Source organism: Aureitalea sp. L0-47, from assembly GCF_026126405.1.
Taxonomy (GTDB): Bacteria; Bacteroidota; Bacteroidia; order Flavobacteriales; family Flavobacteriaceae; genus Pukyongia.
Window position 1 is genome coordinate 559,444 of record NZ_JAFMTQ010000001.1, and the last position, 14,494, is coordinate 573,937.

Genomic DNA, 14,494 nt, shown 5'->3' on the forward strand with positions numbered 1-14,494 from the left:
ATAATGAATTTAACATCCGAAAACGTTTTCGATTATTATATCGCAAATTCGCCTTGCCTTCGAAAAAACATTGTACTTTAGAGTTAGGAATGTAATCGTAAGGATTTAGTCACTACTCGACTTTCGAAATACACACGTATTTCTTCACCTTACCATGCTGTGAATATCTAAGGTTTTTTTGAAAGAGATTAGCCTTCAAAAATTATGAAAGAAGTTACGCTGAAACAAATTGCCGAGAATCTGGGTATTTCTATTACCACAGTTTCAAAAGCATTGAAGGACTATCCGGATGTAAGCAAGAAAACCAAGGCTCTTGTAAAGAAAGAAGCAAAAAAGCTGAATTACAAACCGAATGTTTTCGCAGTTAATCTCCGAACCAGAGAATCCAGGACGGTTGGCCTTATTATTCCCGAAGTTGTTCATCATTTCTTTTCAAGCGTAATAAACGGAATCATTGAACAGGCTGAAAAAAAAGGTTATCTCGTTATTATATTGCAATCCAACGAATCCTATAAGCTTGAGAAAAAACAAATAGATCTCCTTGTAAGTAAGCGTGTAGACGGTATTATGATATCACTGGCTAATAAAACAGTAGATATTTCTCATCTAAAGAGAGTGAAGGAACTTGAAGTGCCTTTGGTGATGTTCGACAAGATTTCCAAATTGATAGATTGTTCGAAGATTGTGATCAATGATCGAGCAGCAGCCTATGAGGCAACCAAGCATCTAATTGAAAGAGGCTGTAAGCGCATTGCTCATTTCAGAGGTGCCCTGTTGCCTCAGAATTCCATAGACAGGTTCCTGGGATATAAAAAAGCACTTGAAGACCACGGATTGAAATACGATTCCTCACTGGTCTACATATGTGAAAATGTAGACTACAATGATGGGATAAGGGCAGCGAATCAATTGCTGAAAGATCACGACGATGTGGATGGAATTTTTGCCATTACAGACCTGGCGGCCATTGGAGCTATTGCGGTGTTTAATGAAAAAGGCATTCGGGTTCCCGATGATGTTGCTATTATGGGATTCAGTAATTGGTTTGTGTCTTCGGCCATCACTCCTTCTCTGAGTACAGTGGATCAGCCCGGATATGAAATGGGAAAACGTACCTTCAAACAATTGTTTAAGGAAATGAAGGCGCGTAGAGAAAACGAGGAGGTTGAGCTCAAGACCATAGAATTGGACACAAAACTTATCAAAAGAAATTCTACCTAATACATGGATGATGAATTATAGTACCAAAATCCTATTTGCAGCCCTCATCCTAATGGGGGTTTTCTCATGTAAGACTGAAAGTGAAACAAAGGAAGAGATTTCACCTGAACTTTCGAAAGCTATTTCGGGATACGATGAACCTTTTCGGCCCCAGTTTCATTTCTCACCACCGGAAAAATGGATGAACGATCCCAACGGCCTTGTCCATCACCAGGGAGTTTACCATTTGTTCTATCAATATTACCCGGATGATATCGTCTGGGGACCCATGCATTGGGGACATGCTACAAGTACAGACATGATCCATTGGGAGAATAAACCCATTGCACTATACCCCGATGAACACGGACTCATTTTTTCCGGAAGTGCCGTCGTAGATAAAAACAATACGTCCGGATTTGGCACAAAAGATAATCCACCGCTTGTGGCGATCTTTACTTATCACCTTATGGAAGGTGAAAAAGCGGGAAGGAAAGATTTTCAAACGCAGGGGATCGCCTACAGCCTGGATAATGGTGAGACCTGGACAAAGTATGAAGGCAATCCAGTAATTGGTAACCAAGGGATCAAGGATTTTCGTGATCCGAAAGTGTTCTGGCATGATGAAAGTTCAAAATGGATCATGGCATTGGTGGCCGGCGATCATGCCAAATTCTATTCTTCGGACAACCTAAAGAAATGGGTTCTCCTCAGTGAATTTGGTAAAGATAAAGGGGCTCATGGCGGTGTTTGGGAATGCCCGGATCTATTCAAAATACCTGTTGAAGGAAGTGAAGAAGAGAAGTGGGTCCTTCTCATCAGTATCAATCCCGGGGCACCCAACGGGGGTTCGGGAACTCAGTATTTTGTGGGCGACTTCGATGGAACAAATTTTACAACTGAACAGGCAGAAACCAGGTGGCTGGACTATGGCATGGACAATTATGCCGGTGTTACCTATAATAATGTACCGGATGGCCGAAGGGTTTTTATTGGCTGGATGAGCAATTGGAATTATGCGAGAGACACACCAACGGAAGTTTGGCGCAGTTCGATGACACTCCCCAGGAAATTGACACTTCACAAGAACGACGAAGGTTACTTCCTGAAGAATTTCCCTTTGACTGAGTTTGATAAAATTTCCAAAGGGAAATTATTGTTTCCGAAACCAGTGAGATTAGACGAGCCCTTCGAAAGGGAGTATGATAACCTGAACAATTCGGAACTTAAGTTTTTAGCAGACCCGAATGAGAATTACGCTATCACCTACAGTAACAAGGAGGGTGAGCAGTTGTGCTTTCAGCTGTTAGGTGAATCTTCCGAATTATTGCTGGATAGAACTCGCTCCGGGATAGTGGACTTCGAGGAAAGTTTTGGCAGGGCTATTCAGAAACAACCGTTTTGGCCCGAAGGTGACAAGACAAAAGTGCGGATCATACTGGATGCTTCTTCAGTGGAGATATTCATCGATGAAGGGAAGCACGTGTTCACAAATCAGATCTTTCCAAAACAACCTTATACGAAATTAGAGATCTCCGGACCCGCGGATGGATCATTGGAATATCTTATGCTACGAGAAGTAAATTCGATCTGGAATCCTGTGAACTAACCCTTATTATTTTTTAATTTCAATTGCAAATTAACCTCTTTATAAAAAACTATAAAGCTTGTTAAATATTTGTTTAAGTCCATAGACTAATGCATGTTAGTTTGTATGTTTACCTCAAAAAATAAGCTATGTTTGGAATCTTCAAAGGGAAAAGTGAAAAAGAAAAGCTACAGAAGCAGTATGAAAAATTAATGTCTGAAGCTCACAAACTCTCACAAACCAATAGGAAGGCGGGAGATGCCAAGTACCAGGAGGCCGAACAAGTTATGCTTGAATTAGAGAAACTTTAATAAACCTACGAGAACCTCATGGAAACGAAAGTAATTAACGAAGCGTTGCAATTTGAGCAACAGAAATTGACTCTGAGAACGACCAGTGATCGTATTGTAGCCTCAAGAAAAGCTAAAGACCTTATACTAAGATTGAATGAAATCTATAAAGAAAATAAGGATGCCGCGATCATGGATCTCATGAAGCGACTTACGGTAATAAAGCGTAAGATCGAAAAACGACTAAAAGGCAGACAGGATCTGCTGGCATAAAACCAAAACCCGGGCCTAGTGTTCGGGTTTTTAGTTTCGGTCCCAGTCCTCGTACCACTCAGTGCCGGGGATTCGGGCAACGTAGACGATCTTGGCTTTATACACCCAACACCACAAAGGTCGCTTCTTATAGGTATATCGCCATTCTTTGTTTTTGAAATTCGCCTGTTTTAGTAATTCAAGTGCCCTTGATTCTGCCATAGACTCGGAATTGAAATTTACGATGATCTCGTACAGTGGTTCGTTGTCTTTGGTTCCAAAGTAATACCCGATCCCTGTCACATCCCTATTGCCTGTCTTCTGATATACCGTTGTTCTGAAACTTTCTTCTGCAACGATCTCGGCATCGGGGAATTTATTTAGGAACTCAGTTTTCGACATCCCGAATTTCACCTTTTTTGATATTTCTGAAGGGAAGGGTTTTTTGATCTTCTCGTTTTGTGCTATCGTGGATGTCGTAATAAGAAGTAATAGTAGAGTGAGTATTAAAGGAGTTGTTTTTGATTTCATTCTGAATCGCTACGTTATGTTTATTATAAGGTACCCGAAAGCTACGTATTTTTTTGAACACAGAACTTTCAACTTTTTACTTCCGACTTCCGACTTTTGGCTCTTCCCCCAGGATTCATTGGGACGAGCCCAATGTTCCCTTGTTTCCAAAAGTCAAAATACAAACCATGTGGCTTCAAACTTTTTGCTTCTGACTTCCGACATTCGACTTCCGACTTCTGACTTCTGACTTCCGACTTTTGGCCCTTTCCCCAGGATTCATTCGCCTTCGGCAAATGTTCCTTTGCTCCCTCTCGTGAAAATGCAAAACCACTCAACCTATGGTTGAGCGTTTTTTGATGCTCCTGATCTATATAAAGTACACTTTATACGATCACTCACATAAAAAAACCCGTCTCGCCAATGGCGGACGGGTTTTGCGCTTTAAGTGGTACCTCCAGGAATCGAACCAGGGACACACGGATTTTCAGTCCGTTGCTCTACCAACTGAGCTAAGGTACCTTTCTAAGGTCTGCGCCCTACTAACTCGCCAATAAGGTGAGCGAAGGAGGGTGCAAATATAGTCGATATTTGTACTTTCCAAAATATAAATTTAAAAAATCTTGACCGCATTTTCAATTTAATAGCCCATTAACAACTCGTAACGGATACAAGTTGTACTTTTAGCACTTTACAACCTGCAATGAACCTCATAATAGACGTAGGCAATACGCGAATCAAGCTTGCCGTTTTTTCTGGAAATAAGTTACTTCAAAAGTACAGTTGCGCTCCGAATGAAGTTTTGGATAGCCTGAAGATCATTTCCAAAAGCTATCCTGAAATTCAACATTGTATTATGGCTTCGGTAGGTACAATCCCGAAAGCTGCATCAGAATTCCTCGACACACATTTCACGGTTCTCACTCTATCAAGTGAAACCAACGTCCCTTTCAACAATGGGTACGGATCGCCCCATACGCTTGGGGTAGATCGGATTGCTCTTGCGAGTGCGGCCGCAACTAGTTTCGCGGCGAATAATGTTCTGGTTATCGATGCTGGAAGCTGTATAACCTACGATTTCATTTCCGAAGAAAATACCTATCTCGGTGGAGCGATCTCACCGGGGATAGGCATGCGCTATAAAGCTGTTCATACGTTTACCGCTAATTTACCGTTATTGGAACCAACATTGCCGATTGCGAAATCAGGCTCAGATACCAATACCTCTATTCACAGTGGAGTACTGCAAGGCGTGCTTTTCGAGATTGAAGGATATATAAACATGTACAGGGAGAAATATCCCGATTTAACAGTTATTTTAACAGGTGGGGATGCTCATTTTTTGCGAGATAGCCTAAAAAGTGACATATTTGCCAACTCAAATTTCCTACTGGAAGGTTTGAATTTCATCTTAGAACATAACAAACATTGATGTTGAAACGAATTACAGTTGTCGTAATACTGCTTGTTGCAGTTATGGGTCATGCTCAGGAAGGAACAGTTTCACCTTATTCTTTTTATGGGATCGGAAATCTAAAGTTCAAAGGAACTGCCGAGAACAGGGCCATGGGAGGTATCAGTGTTTATTCGGACAGTATTCACCTGAACATACAGAACCCTGCTGGTGTAGCAGGCCTGAAACTGGTGAATTATACAGCCGGTCTGAGTCATAAATACGAAACTATAAAAACCGCGGAGGAAAGTCAGAAAGCTAGTACCACTTCTATAGACTACCTGGCATTGGGAATTCCCATGGGGAAATTTGGTGCAAGTTTCGGATTGTTGCCGTATACGGCGGTTGGATATAATTTAAGGACCGAAGAATCCGGAATTACCACGACCTACACGGGGTCTGGTGGTGTTAACAAGGCGTTTTTTGCACTAGGGTACCAGATCACACCGAAATTGAGCATAGGTGTGGATGCTAATTATAACTTCGGAAATATTGAAAATACCGCTGAACGTCGCGAGGATGATATTCAATACGGAACCGAAGAGTTCAATAAATCCGACCTTCTTGGCTTCAACTTTAATATAGGAGCTCAGTACAAAACAATGATCAACGAAAGTTTGTCGCTCATTGCTTCGGCTACCTATACTCCGGAGACCAATCTCACTTCAGAAAATACACGTACCATTTCTTCATTCCTGGTTTTACCATCGGGAACCACGACTCCTATAGACGAAAGAGATATACAGGTACCTGATACCGAGTTCACATTTCCTTCTCAATATACCCTGGGTCTTGGAGTTGGAAAGGACAAAAAGTGGTTCGTGGGTGGAGAATACACCAATATTACAACTAGTAACCTAAGAAACAGGTCATTTGATATAGATTTTGTTACCTTTACGGACGCCTCTAAATTTAGAGCGGGGGGATTCTTTATCCCAAACTACAATTCGATTGGAAAATTCTGGAATCGAGTAGTTTACCGTGGAGGTGTTCGCTTCGAAGATACCGGGATCACTGTTAATGGTGAAGGTATTAATGAGTTTGGCATATCTTTTGGAGTTGGTCTACCTGTAGGAAGAGTTTTCTCCAATATCAATATTGGTTTTGAAGTAGGAAGGCGGGGAACAACCGATTTCGACCTTGTGCAGGAGAACTTCTTCAACACCTTTATAAGCTTGTCATTAAATGACAGGTGGTTCAAAAAAACATATTATGATTAATAAAATAAACATCAATACTATGAAGACGAAAGCAATTTTACTTTCACTTATGCTTATAACCGCATTTGGAAGCAAAACGCTGGCACAGGAGAAGTGTGCTACTTTGGGTTCTCTATTCATAGAGCCAGCCAAAGCAAAAAATTATGAAGGCGCCTTGCCTCACTACGATAAGTTGGTAGCCGAATGCCCAACTTATAGTATGGCTACCTATCAGTACGCCGAAAAAATGTTCAAATATTTCATCAAGCAGGGTGATAATTCCAAAATTGCTGAACTGGACAAAGTGTACAACCTCAGAATGCAGTATTACCCGGCTAAAACGAAAGAGGGTGAGTTGATGATGAAGATGGCACAGGTGAAGTACGATAACGAGATGGGTACCAAAATGGAGCAGTTCAATAACTTCGATGCTGCTTTCAAAAAAGATGAAGATGAATTTACGAGTCCGAAAAGTCTTTATACCTATTTCTCTCTGGCCGTAGATTTATACAACGCGGGAGAAAAACCAATAGATGATGTTTTCGATCTTTATGATGTTGTTATTCAGAAAATAGAGAAGGAAGAGGGCAAACTTGCCTCTGCACTTACCCAGTTGCTGGACAAGCAGGAAGCTGGAACTAAGCTTTCGTCTAAAGAAGAGCGTAAGTTGAATGCTTATGAAAAGAACCTTTCCGCCTACGGTACGGTAAAAGGTAGTGTTGATGGAAAGTTGGGTCAGTTAGCCGACTGTCCAAATCTAATCCCACTTTATGAGAAGGATTTTGATAATAAAAAAGACGATATCAACTGGCTTAGAAGAGCTGCCGGTCGTTTAAGTGCAAAGGATTGTGATACTCCGTTGTTCTTCAAATTAGTACAACAATTACACAACCTTGAGCCTTCTGCCAAGTCTGCTTATTACCTTGGTAAACTGGCCGATAAGGACGGTGACAGTAGTACTGCTTTGGACTACTATAACCAGTCGGCCGAATTGGAAACAAATCCTGGAGATAAGGCAAAAGTATACTACAGTATAGCCGAGAACTTCCGCAAGAAAGGGAGCTACGGAAAAGCGAGATCTTACTACATGAAAATGGTAGAAGTGAAGCCTTCAGCCGGTATCGCTTACCTAAAAATAGCTAATATGATCGCCAAGAGCGCCAACAGCTGTGGAGGTACCGTTTTCGAAAAAAGAGCGATCTACTGGAAAGCTGCGGAATATGCAGACAGAGCAGCACGTGTAGATGGGTCTATTGCCGGAAATGCAAGAAGTACGGCGAGTGCTTACCGTGAACGTGCACCTCAGAAAAGTGATATCTTTACAGAAGGTATGGCAGGAAAGACCATTACATTCAGCTGTTGGGTGGGTGGAAGCGTTAGAGTGCCTAGTCTATAAGAATGAACAAAACACGATATACGATCACTAGCGTGATGGCCATTATACTGGTCATCACGCTTTTTTCTTGTGAAAGTAATTATCGAAACATCCAGAAATTAAACCTGAAGGATGGAGCACCTGTTGGCGTGGCTAAAAATATCAATGTGAAATACACAGATTCCGGTCGCATAATTGCCAACCTCATCTCACCACTTCGTAATGATTATACCAATCTTGAATTTCCTTACCAGGAGTTTCCCGAAGGTGTGGAAGTGTTCTACTGGAATGAGCAGCAGGAAGTAACTACGGTGACTTCCGACTTTGCCATTCGTTACGATGAAACCAGTATTGTGGATCTAAGGGAGAATGTTGTGCTATATACCAGTGATAGCCTTACCTTAAAAGCAGAGCAACTCTACTGGGATCAGAAGAATCAATGGGTTTTTACCGATCAACCCTACAGGATCATTTTTAAAGATGGTTCCTACAATGACGGAGCCGGCTTCGATTCCAGCGAGGATTTCACCGAATTCCTCTCCAGGTCGAATGTGGGTGAGCAGATAATCGATCGGGAATTAACCAACGAAAACTCAGAAATCAACAATGGGGAATAAAATCTACCGTCTGTTCGAATACGCCTACCTAGGTATGGCTGCATTCTCAATCTACCTGGTTATTACCAACTGGGAAGACAATAGAAACCGGGCTTATTTATTTGCTTTCTTTACCGTTGTCGCTATCTTTATGTTTTTCTTCAAAAGAAATTTCAGAAGAAAAATGGAAGAGCGCAACAAAAACCAGTAATGGAATACAGCCTGATGATCATTTTGATAATGCTGATCCTATCCGCATTCTTTTCGGGTATGGAGATCGCTTATATCTCTTCCAATAAGGTACATATCGAGATCGAAAAAAAACAGTCGGGTTTCCTTGCCGCTGTTCTCAAAAAGATCACCAAAAGACCATCGAAGTTTATCGCTACCATGCTGGTAGGCAATAATATTGCCCTGGTGGTTTATGGGTTTTTCATGGGTGATCTCCTCATGAATTTCATCCCCTTATCCGGTTTCAGTAGCCTTTTGGTGCACACCATAATATCCACACTCATCATTTTGCTAACTGCTGAATTCCTGCCAAAGGTGTTCTTCCAGATCTACGCAAATAAATTGGTAAAAGTATTCGCCTTTCCTGCCTACCTGTTTTACTTGCTTTTTTCGGTTATTTCTGAATTTGTCATATGGATATCGGATATGGTACTCAGAATCTTTTTCAAGACTAAAGGCGATCATGTTCGTTTGAGTTTCAGTAAGATAGAGCTTGGAAACTACATCAGCGAGCAGATGGACACCATGGAACAACACGATGAGGTAGATTCCGAAATCCAGATCTTTCGGAATGCCCTGGAATTTTCAGAAGTAAAATCAAGAGAAGTAATGGTTCCCAGAACCGAAGTAGTAGCTGTGGATCTCAAAACTTCCATTACCGATCTTACCAAGCAATTCACTGAGACCGGACTTTCGAAAATTCTTGTCTACAAAGAAAATATCGACGATATCGTTGGTTATGTGCACTCATTCGAACTTTTCAAAAAACCGTCCAGTATAAGGAAGATCCTAATACCCGTGGTCTTCGTTCCGGAAACCATGCTTGCCAAAGATGTGCTTAATATTCTCATCAGAAGAAGAAAGAGCATAGCCGTGGTAATCGATGAGTATGGGGGAACTTCTGGTATTATGACGGTTGAGGATATCATTGAAGAACTTTTCGGTGAAATTGAAGACGAACATGACTCGGTTGCACTCACTGAAGAAGTGGTAGCTGAAGATCATTATCGTTTCTCTGCTCGACTGGAAGTGGACTACCTCAACGAGCAGTACAAACTCAACCTTCCTGAAAGTGAGAATTACGAAACACTGGGTGGAATGATCGTTAATTTTACGGAAGAAATCCCCGATGAGAACGAAACTGTGGTCATCGAAAACGTAATTTGTACCATGCTAGAAGTTTCCAATACGAAAATCGAACTCGTCGATCTAAAGTTTAATCCGGAACCTTAGTTTTTTACCAGTATCTTTTTTTTATTCCTAACCTTTCATAAATGCTGGGAAAATGCTATTTTCGCCCCCTAGTAATTTGACAGACAAATGGCAATATTAAATAGTATTAGAAAAAGAGGAATATTCCTCATTTTGATTATAGCAATGGCGCTGTTCGCTTTTATTTTGAGCGACGTGCTAACCCGAGGCGGAGGTTCCAGTGTTGAGAATACAATAGGAACCGTGAATGGAGTGGATATAGATCGAGAGAATTTTGCCACTTTGGTAGAGAATACTCAGAATTCCATGGGACCGAATGCAAATACCAACCAGGCCATGAAATTGGTTTGGGACAGGGAGCTGCGTCGTATCCTTATGGAAGAACAGTACGAGAAGCTCGGACTGCGTGCTGAGTCCGACCAGGTAAACCAGGCGCTTAGTATCTATCTCGCCAATGATCCTACTTTCCAGGACGAAAGCGGGAATTATAGCGAACTCAAAATGCTTGAATATGCCGCACAGGTGAAATCAAATGCCGCTACTAACCCAGCTGCCTATGAAGCCTGGAATAACTACATAAAGAATGTGGCCAATACGGTCCTTGAAAATACCTACATGGGAATGCTTCGTGGAGGACTATCTTCTACAATAGCCGATGGCGAGCAGCAATACCGTTTTGAGAACGACAAGGTGAATATGCAATATGTGTATATACCATACACTTCCATTGATGATGCAACTATTGAAGTGAGTGAGGAAGAAATTGCTGCCTACATCAAGGAAAACCCTAAGACCTTCGAAGTAGAACCGCAGGTAGATTTTCAGTATGTACTCATCGAAGAAACAGCTTCTCAGGAGGATATCGATGATGCGAGGACCGAGATCATGAGATTACTGGAGAATGAAACGGATTCCAGTGAGGTTGGTGGGACTACAACTATTCTTGGATTTAAGGATACAGAGAATTACGCAGATTTTGTGAACGCTAATTCCGATACACCTTACACAGACAGATGGTACACAAAAGAACAACTTCCTAATGCTATCAAGGATACGATGTTCGATCTTAACCAAGGTGATGTCTATGGTCCTTACCAGGTTGATAGAACGCTTAACCTTTCGAAGCTGATCACCAAGCGTCAGTTACCGGATAGCGCGCGAGTTCGACATATACTTATTCCTGTGGGGCTTAATCCTACTGATAGTATTGCTCGAACAGACGAGCAGGCAAAGAAAACGGCCGACAGCCTTCTTACTAAACTAAAAGCCAACGAATCGAGATTCGCTTCCTATGTGGAGGAATTCTCTTCCGATATTGGAAGTATTGATAACGGGGGAGTATACGAGTGGTTCGAATACACTAAAATGGTACCTCAGTTCAGGGATTACTCCTTTGAGCAATCGGAAGGAGATATCGGGATCGTAAGAACGAATTTCGGATATCACATCATTGACGTACTAGGACAAAAAGATTTCAAAGATGTGGTTAAAATTGCGACCATCACTAAGGAAATCGAGCCTTCAGAGACTACAATCAATGAAATCTTTGCCAAAGCGACCAACTTCGAGATCGAAGCAGCCAGCGGAGACTTCGGTGAGCAGGCAAAGGCACAGGAGCTTGACGTAAGACCTGTGAACAAAGTGGGGCAACTTGATGCCAGCATTCCTGGAATCGGTAATGCACGCACTATCGTGAATTGGGCGTTCAATGAGGAAACCAACGTAGGTGATATAAGCAGATTTAACGTGTCTCAGGGCTATGTGATCGCTCAACTTACCAGAAGGTCACCTCGAGGATTACAGAGTGTTGCAGAATCTTCCGCAATGGTTACCCCAATTCTTAGAAATAAGAAAAAGGCGGCTCAGATTATTGCGAACTCCAGCGGATCTACCCTACAGGAGATTGCAGCGTCTCAGAATGTAACTGTACAAACGGCTACCGCTGTTACCATGGCCGCTCCAACAATGCCAGGAGCCGGAAATGAGCCAAAAGTAGTTGGTGCTGCCTTCGGTACGGAGCCAGGACAAGAAACTGGCTTTATCGAAGGAAAAACCGGCGTGTTTAAAGTGAGGGTGACTGCTATCAACAAGGCACCTGATCTGGAGAACTACGCTTCATACGCCAATCAGTTGAAAACAAGCGTCGTTCAAACGCTTAGTACCAATGTCCAGAAGGCCTTGAAAGAGTCGGCGGATATAGAAGATAACAGGGCTGTTTTCTACTAGGAAATAGCATCTCAATTAGCAAAAGGCTGTCTGAATTTTACTTTTTAGACAGCCTTTTTATTTGATCATTTCCGTGAATGGAATGCAGGTTTCGTATCCTCTTTCTTCGAAGTAGTGCAGCTGTTCTTCAGTGCCACTCACAAGTACAAAATCACCTCCCCAGGCTCCCAGGCTTTTCACTATTCCGGGATAATCATGAAATAAGCTGTTCTTAACCCTAGGTATTCCGAGGAGATTCGAAATGATCGACTCATGCAATTCCATGAGCCGTTCGAACTCAGAAAGGGATTCACAGGAAAGAAGCTCCATGGATAGTTTGGAGATACGTGCTTGCACGGACGCATCGACTTTCACCTTGCGGTATGCCGCTATCCCTTCTTTACTGTCCTGTTTCTTGTTGAGATGGATGAAATGTAGTTTCTCCTGAAATGGCCAGTTAACCTGCACCGGGGTGATTTTAGGTAGTTCGTTTTTTACCGAATACAGTATCGGGGTATCTCTGCTCGCTGCGGCAATATCATATCCGCTGCCGCCGAAACTGTTCCAGAGCAGTTTAAAAGGATCCACGCCTGCCCATTGGGCAATGTTATTCACTAAAGTGGATGAGGTGCCAAGCCCCCAATCCCTGGGGAAGTCAAGTGTAGTAGTAACTTTCACGCCCCTGGATTCCGACAGAAATTCAGGGTTGAGATTCCTTGCCTCCTTCAGAATTTCGATGAGGGTTTCTTCTATTTCGTTACCTGGGCGGTCTTCGAGGTCGAATGCCGACTGAAACCAACAGTTGCCATCACTGTCGTAACTTTTCCAAACGATTCCATTTTGATCAGAAGGCGTCACTTCCAGTGTTTGTCCGAAGGAGGTGGGAATGGCAAGTGCGAGCGCGCCGTCCAGCACCAGGTATTCCCCGGTGAGTAACAATTTTCCGTTACTGTGAAAGCATTTCATCTAAGCTCTGAGTTTCTCAATGAATTCCACAGCTGCACTATGGGAAACAGTGTTGTTGGTAAAGTACTCAATGGCCTTTTCTTTTTCTTCTGAAGTGGCCTGCAATTGGTTCAGGATGTTCATGAGGTGCATTTTCATATGTCCCTGTTGAATTCCAGTGGTTACGAGGGATCGTATGGCTGCGAAGTTCTGTGCCAGACCCGCAACGGCAACGATCTTCATCAATTCCTTCGCAGAAGGTTTCCGAAGTAACTGCAACGCGAATTTCACCAATGGATGCAAACTTGTCAAACCACCCACGGTGCCCAATGCTAAAGGTACCTCTATACTAAAAGTGAAGCTGTTGTTTTCGATCACTGCTTCGGTTAAACTGGTGTATCGGCCACTTTTCGCAGCATAAGCGTGTACACCGGCTTCCACCGCCCTGAAATCGTTTCCGGTAGCCAATACAACGGCGTCGATGCCGTTCATAATTCCCTTGTTGTGGGTAACTGCTCTCCTAACTTCAGCTTTGGCAATATCGATGGCGCGGACAAAATTCTCGGCAAATTCCTTGCCCTGGGTATTTCCGTAGCTTAAACTTTCTAAAGGACAACCTACCCAGGCCCGAACGACGCACTCCGGCACATAGTTTGAAAGAATGCTGAGTACTATTTTCGGAAGGGTAGTATTGAATCCATCGTATTTAAGCGCTGCTGTTTCAAATGTAGCCGCGATCTTTTCCAGGCAACTATTTATAAAATTAGCGCCCATGGCATCCAGGGTCTCGAAAGTACAATGAAGTTCGTAGTAGCCATTCAGTTGGGAGGTTGCATCTTTGAGTTCGATGTCGATCAAACCTCCTCCGCGGGCTTTCATGTTCTTCTGAATGTCTGCAATAGAATCGATGAGCTCATTTTTTACTTCGGAAAAGAATGCGTTGAGTACTTCTCCATTTCCGAAGTAATCGATATGGATCTGACCGGTCTTGACCGTCGAGATCACTTCAGCATTAAACCCACCTCTTTCCAACCAGAATTTCGCCGCATTACTGGCCGCAGCAACAACGGAACTCTCTTCGATCACCATTGGAATGGTGTAGAGGGTATCGTTTATCAGGAAATTAGGGGCTACACTGAAAGGGAGATAATAATTTGATATGACGTTCTCCGTAAAATCATCGTGAAGCTCCTGTAATCGGGTGTCGCTGTTCCAGTATTTTCTTAGCGTATTGATAGCCTCCGGATCATCTCCAAAATAGGCGTTGGCCAACCATTCGATTTTTTCTTGCTTCGATTTTTTCGAAAATCCTGAAACCGGAACGTCCATGAGGTTTGTAATTTGAATGACAAAGATAGCATTTCTGTGGCATCATAAAGCGCCTGAGTAACAAACAAATTGCCTGTATTTAACATAAAAACTACCGGTTTTTGCCGAA

At 42.5% G+C, this 14,494-nt stretch carries 14 protein-coding genes and 1 tRNA gene; 11 read left to right on the forward strand and 4 right to left on the reverse strand.

Translation table 11 applies throughout. From position 1 onward, the window contains the following. The first annotated feature begins 204 nt into the window (after positions 1-204). The 4 genes from J1N09_RS02450 to J1N09_RS02465 all read left to right on the forward strand — a co-directional run bounded on the left by J1N09_RS02450 (position 205) and on the right by J1N09_RS02465 (position 3,351). Entirely contained in the window at positions 205-1,221 is a 1,017-nt protein-coding gene (locus tag J1N09_RS02450; protein ID WP_265197867.1) for a LacI family DNA-binding transcriptional regulator, read from the forward strand. Between the two features lie 10 nt (positions 1,222-1,231). After that, positions 1,232-2,809 carry a glycoside hydrolase family 32 protein gene (locus J1N09_RS02455; RefSeq protein ID WP_321160790.1) on the forward strand — a complete coding sequence of 526 codons (1,578 nt, stop codon included), beginning with the start codon at positions 1,232-1,234 and terminating at the stop codon, positions 2,807-2,809. Positions 2,810-2,937: 128 nt separating this feature from the next. Next, positions 2,938-3,099 (forward strand): Lacal_2735 family protein, encoded by a 162-nt coding sequence (locus J1N09_RS02460; RefSeq protein ID WP_265197870.1) that lies wholly within the window; start codon positions 2,938-2,940, stop codon positions 3,097-3,099. Positions 3,100-3,117: 18 nt separating this feature from the next. Next, positions 3,118-3,351: a hypothetical protein gene (locus J1N09_RS02465; RefSeq protein WP_265197872.1), complete on the forward strand. Its 234-nt coding sequence runs from the start codon at positions 3,118-3,120 to the stop codon at positions 3,349-3,351. Between the two features lie 30 nt (positions 3,352-3,381). Here J1N09_RS02465 and J1N09_RS02470 read toward each other — a convergent pair whose 3' ends face one another. Beyond that, positions 3,382-3,861: a hypothetical protein gene (locus tag J1N09_RS02470; protein ID WP_265197873.1), complete on the reverse strand. Its 480-nt coding sequence runs from the start codon at positions 3,859-3,861 to the stop codon at positions 3,382-3,384. A 428-nt stretch (positions 3,862-4,289) separates the two neighbouring features. Next, positions 4,290-4,362: transfer RNA gene (locus J1N09_RS02475), tRNA-Phe, on the reverse strand. A 181-nt stretch (positions 4,363-4,543) separates the two neighbouring features. Here J1N09_RS02475 and J1N09_RS02480 point away from each other — a divergent pair. The 7 genes from J1N09_RS02480 to J1N09_RS02510 all read left to right on the forward strand — a co-directional run bounded on the left by J1N09_RS02480 (position 4,544) and on the right by J1N09_RS02510 (position 12,132). Then, positions 4,544-5,272, forward strand: coding sequence for a type III pantothenate kinase (locus J1N09_RS02480; protein WP_265197875.1), 729 nt, complete (start codon positions 4,544-4,546; stop codon positions 5,270-5,272). Continuing rightward, positions 5,272-6,513: a hypothetical protein gene (locus J1N09_RS02485; RefSeq protein WP_265197876.1), complete on the forward strand. Its 1,242-nt coding sequence runs from the start codon at positions 5,272-5,274 to the stop codon at positions 6,511-6,513. The genes J1N09_RS02480 and J1N09_RS02485 overlap by 1 nt, the downstream gene beginning before the upstream one ends. 19 nt (positions 6,514-6,532) lie before the next feature. Next, complete coding sequence (locus tag J1N09_RS02490) at positions 6,533-7,888, forward strand: hypothetical protein (RefSeq protein ID WP_265197877.1); 1,356 nt, start codon at positions 6,533-6,535, stop codon at positions 7,886-7,888. Positions 7,889-7,890: 2 nt separating this feature from the next. Further along, positions 7,891-8,484: an LPS export ABC transporter periplasmic protein LptC gene (gene lptC / locus J1N09_RS02495; RefSeq protein ID WP_265197878.1), complete on the forward strand. Its 594-nt coding sequence runs from the start codon at positions 7,891-7,893 to the stop codon at positions 8,482-8,484. Then, positions 8,474-8,674, forward strand: a complete 201-nt coding sequence (locus J1N09_RS02500) for a hypothetical protein (protein WP_265197880.1) — start codon at positions 8,474-8,476, stop codon at positions 8,672-8,674. The genes lptC and J1N09_RS02500 overlap by 11 nt, the downstream gene beginning before the upstream one ends. Further along, positions 8,674-9,927 (forward strand): hemolysin family protein, encoded by a 1,254-nt coding sequence (locus tag J1N09_RS02505; RefSeq protein WP_265197881.1) that lies wholly within the window; start codon positions 8,674-8,676, stop codon positions 9,925-9,927. The genes J1N09_RS02500 and J1N09_RS02505 overlap by 1 nt, the downstream gene beginning before the upstream one ends. Before the next feature lie 87 nt (positions 9,928-10,014). Beyond that, a complete protein-coding gene (locus J1N09_RS02510; protein ID WP_265197882.1) occupies positions 10,015-12,132 on the forward strand; it encodes a peptidylprolyl isomerase in 2,118 nt (705 codons plus the stop codon). 57 nt (positions 12,133-12,189) lie between these two features. On the opposite strand, the gene J1N09_RS02515 is transcribed toward J1N09_RS02510, so the two are convergent. Both J1N09_RS02515 and J1N09_RS02520 read right to left on the reverse strand, forming a co-directional pair. Further along, the gene (locus J1N09_RS02515) at positions 12,190-13,077 is read right to left on the reverse strand and encodes a GYDIA family GHMP kinase (protein ID WP_265197884.1); all 888 of its coding nucleotides are present in this window, start codon (positions 13,075-13,077) and stop codon (positions 12,190-12,192) included. Continuing rightward, positions 13,078-14,385 (reverse strand): hydroxymethylglutaryl-CoA reductase, degradative, encoded by a 1,308-nt coding sequence (locus tag J1N09_RS02520; RefSeq protein WP_265197886.1) that lies wholly within the window; start codon positions 14,383-14,385, stop codon positions 13,078-13,080. Positions 14,386-14,494: the final 109 nt, after the last annotated feature.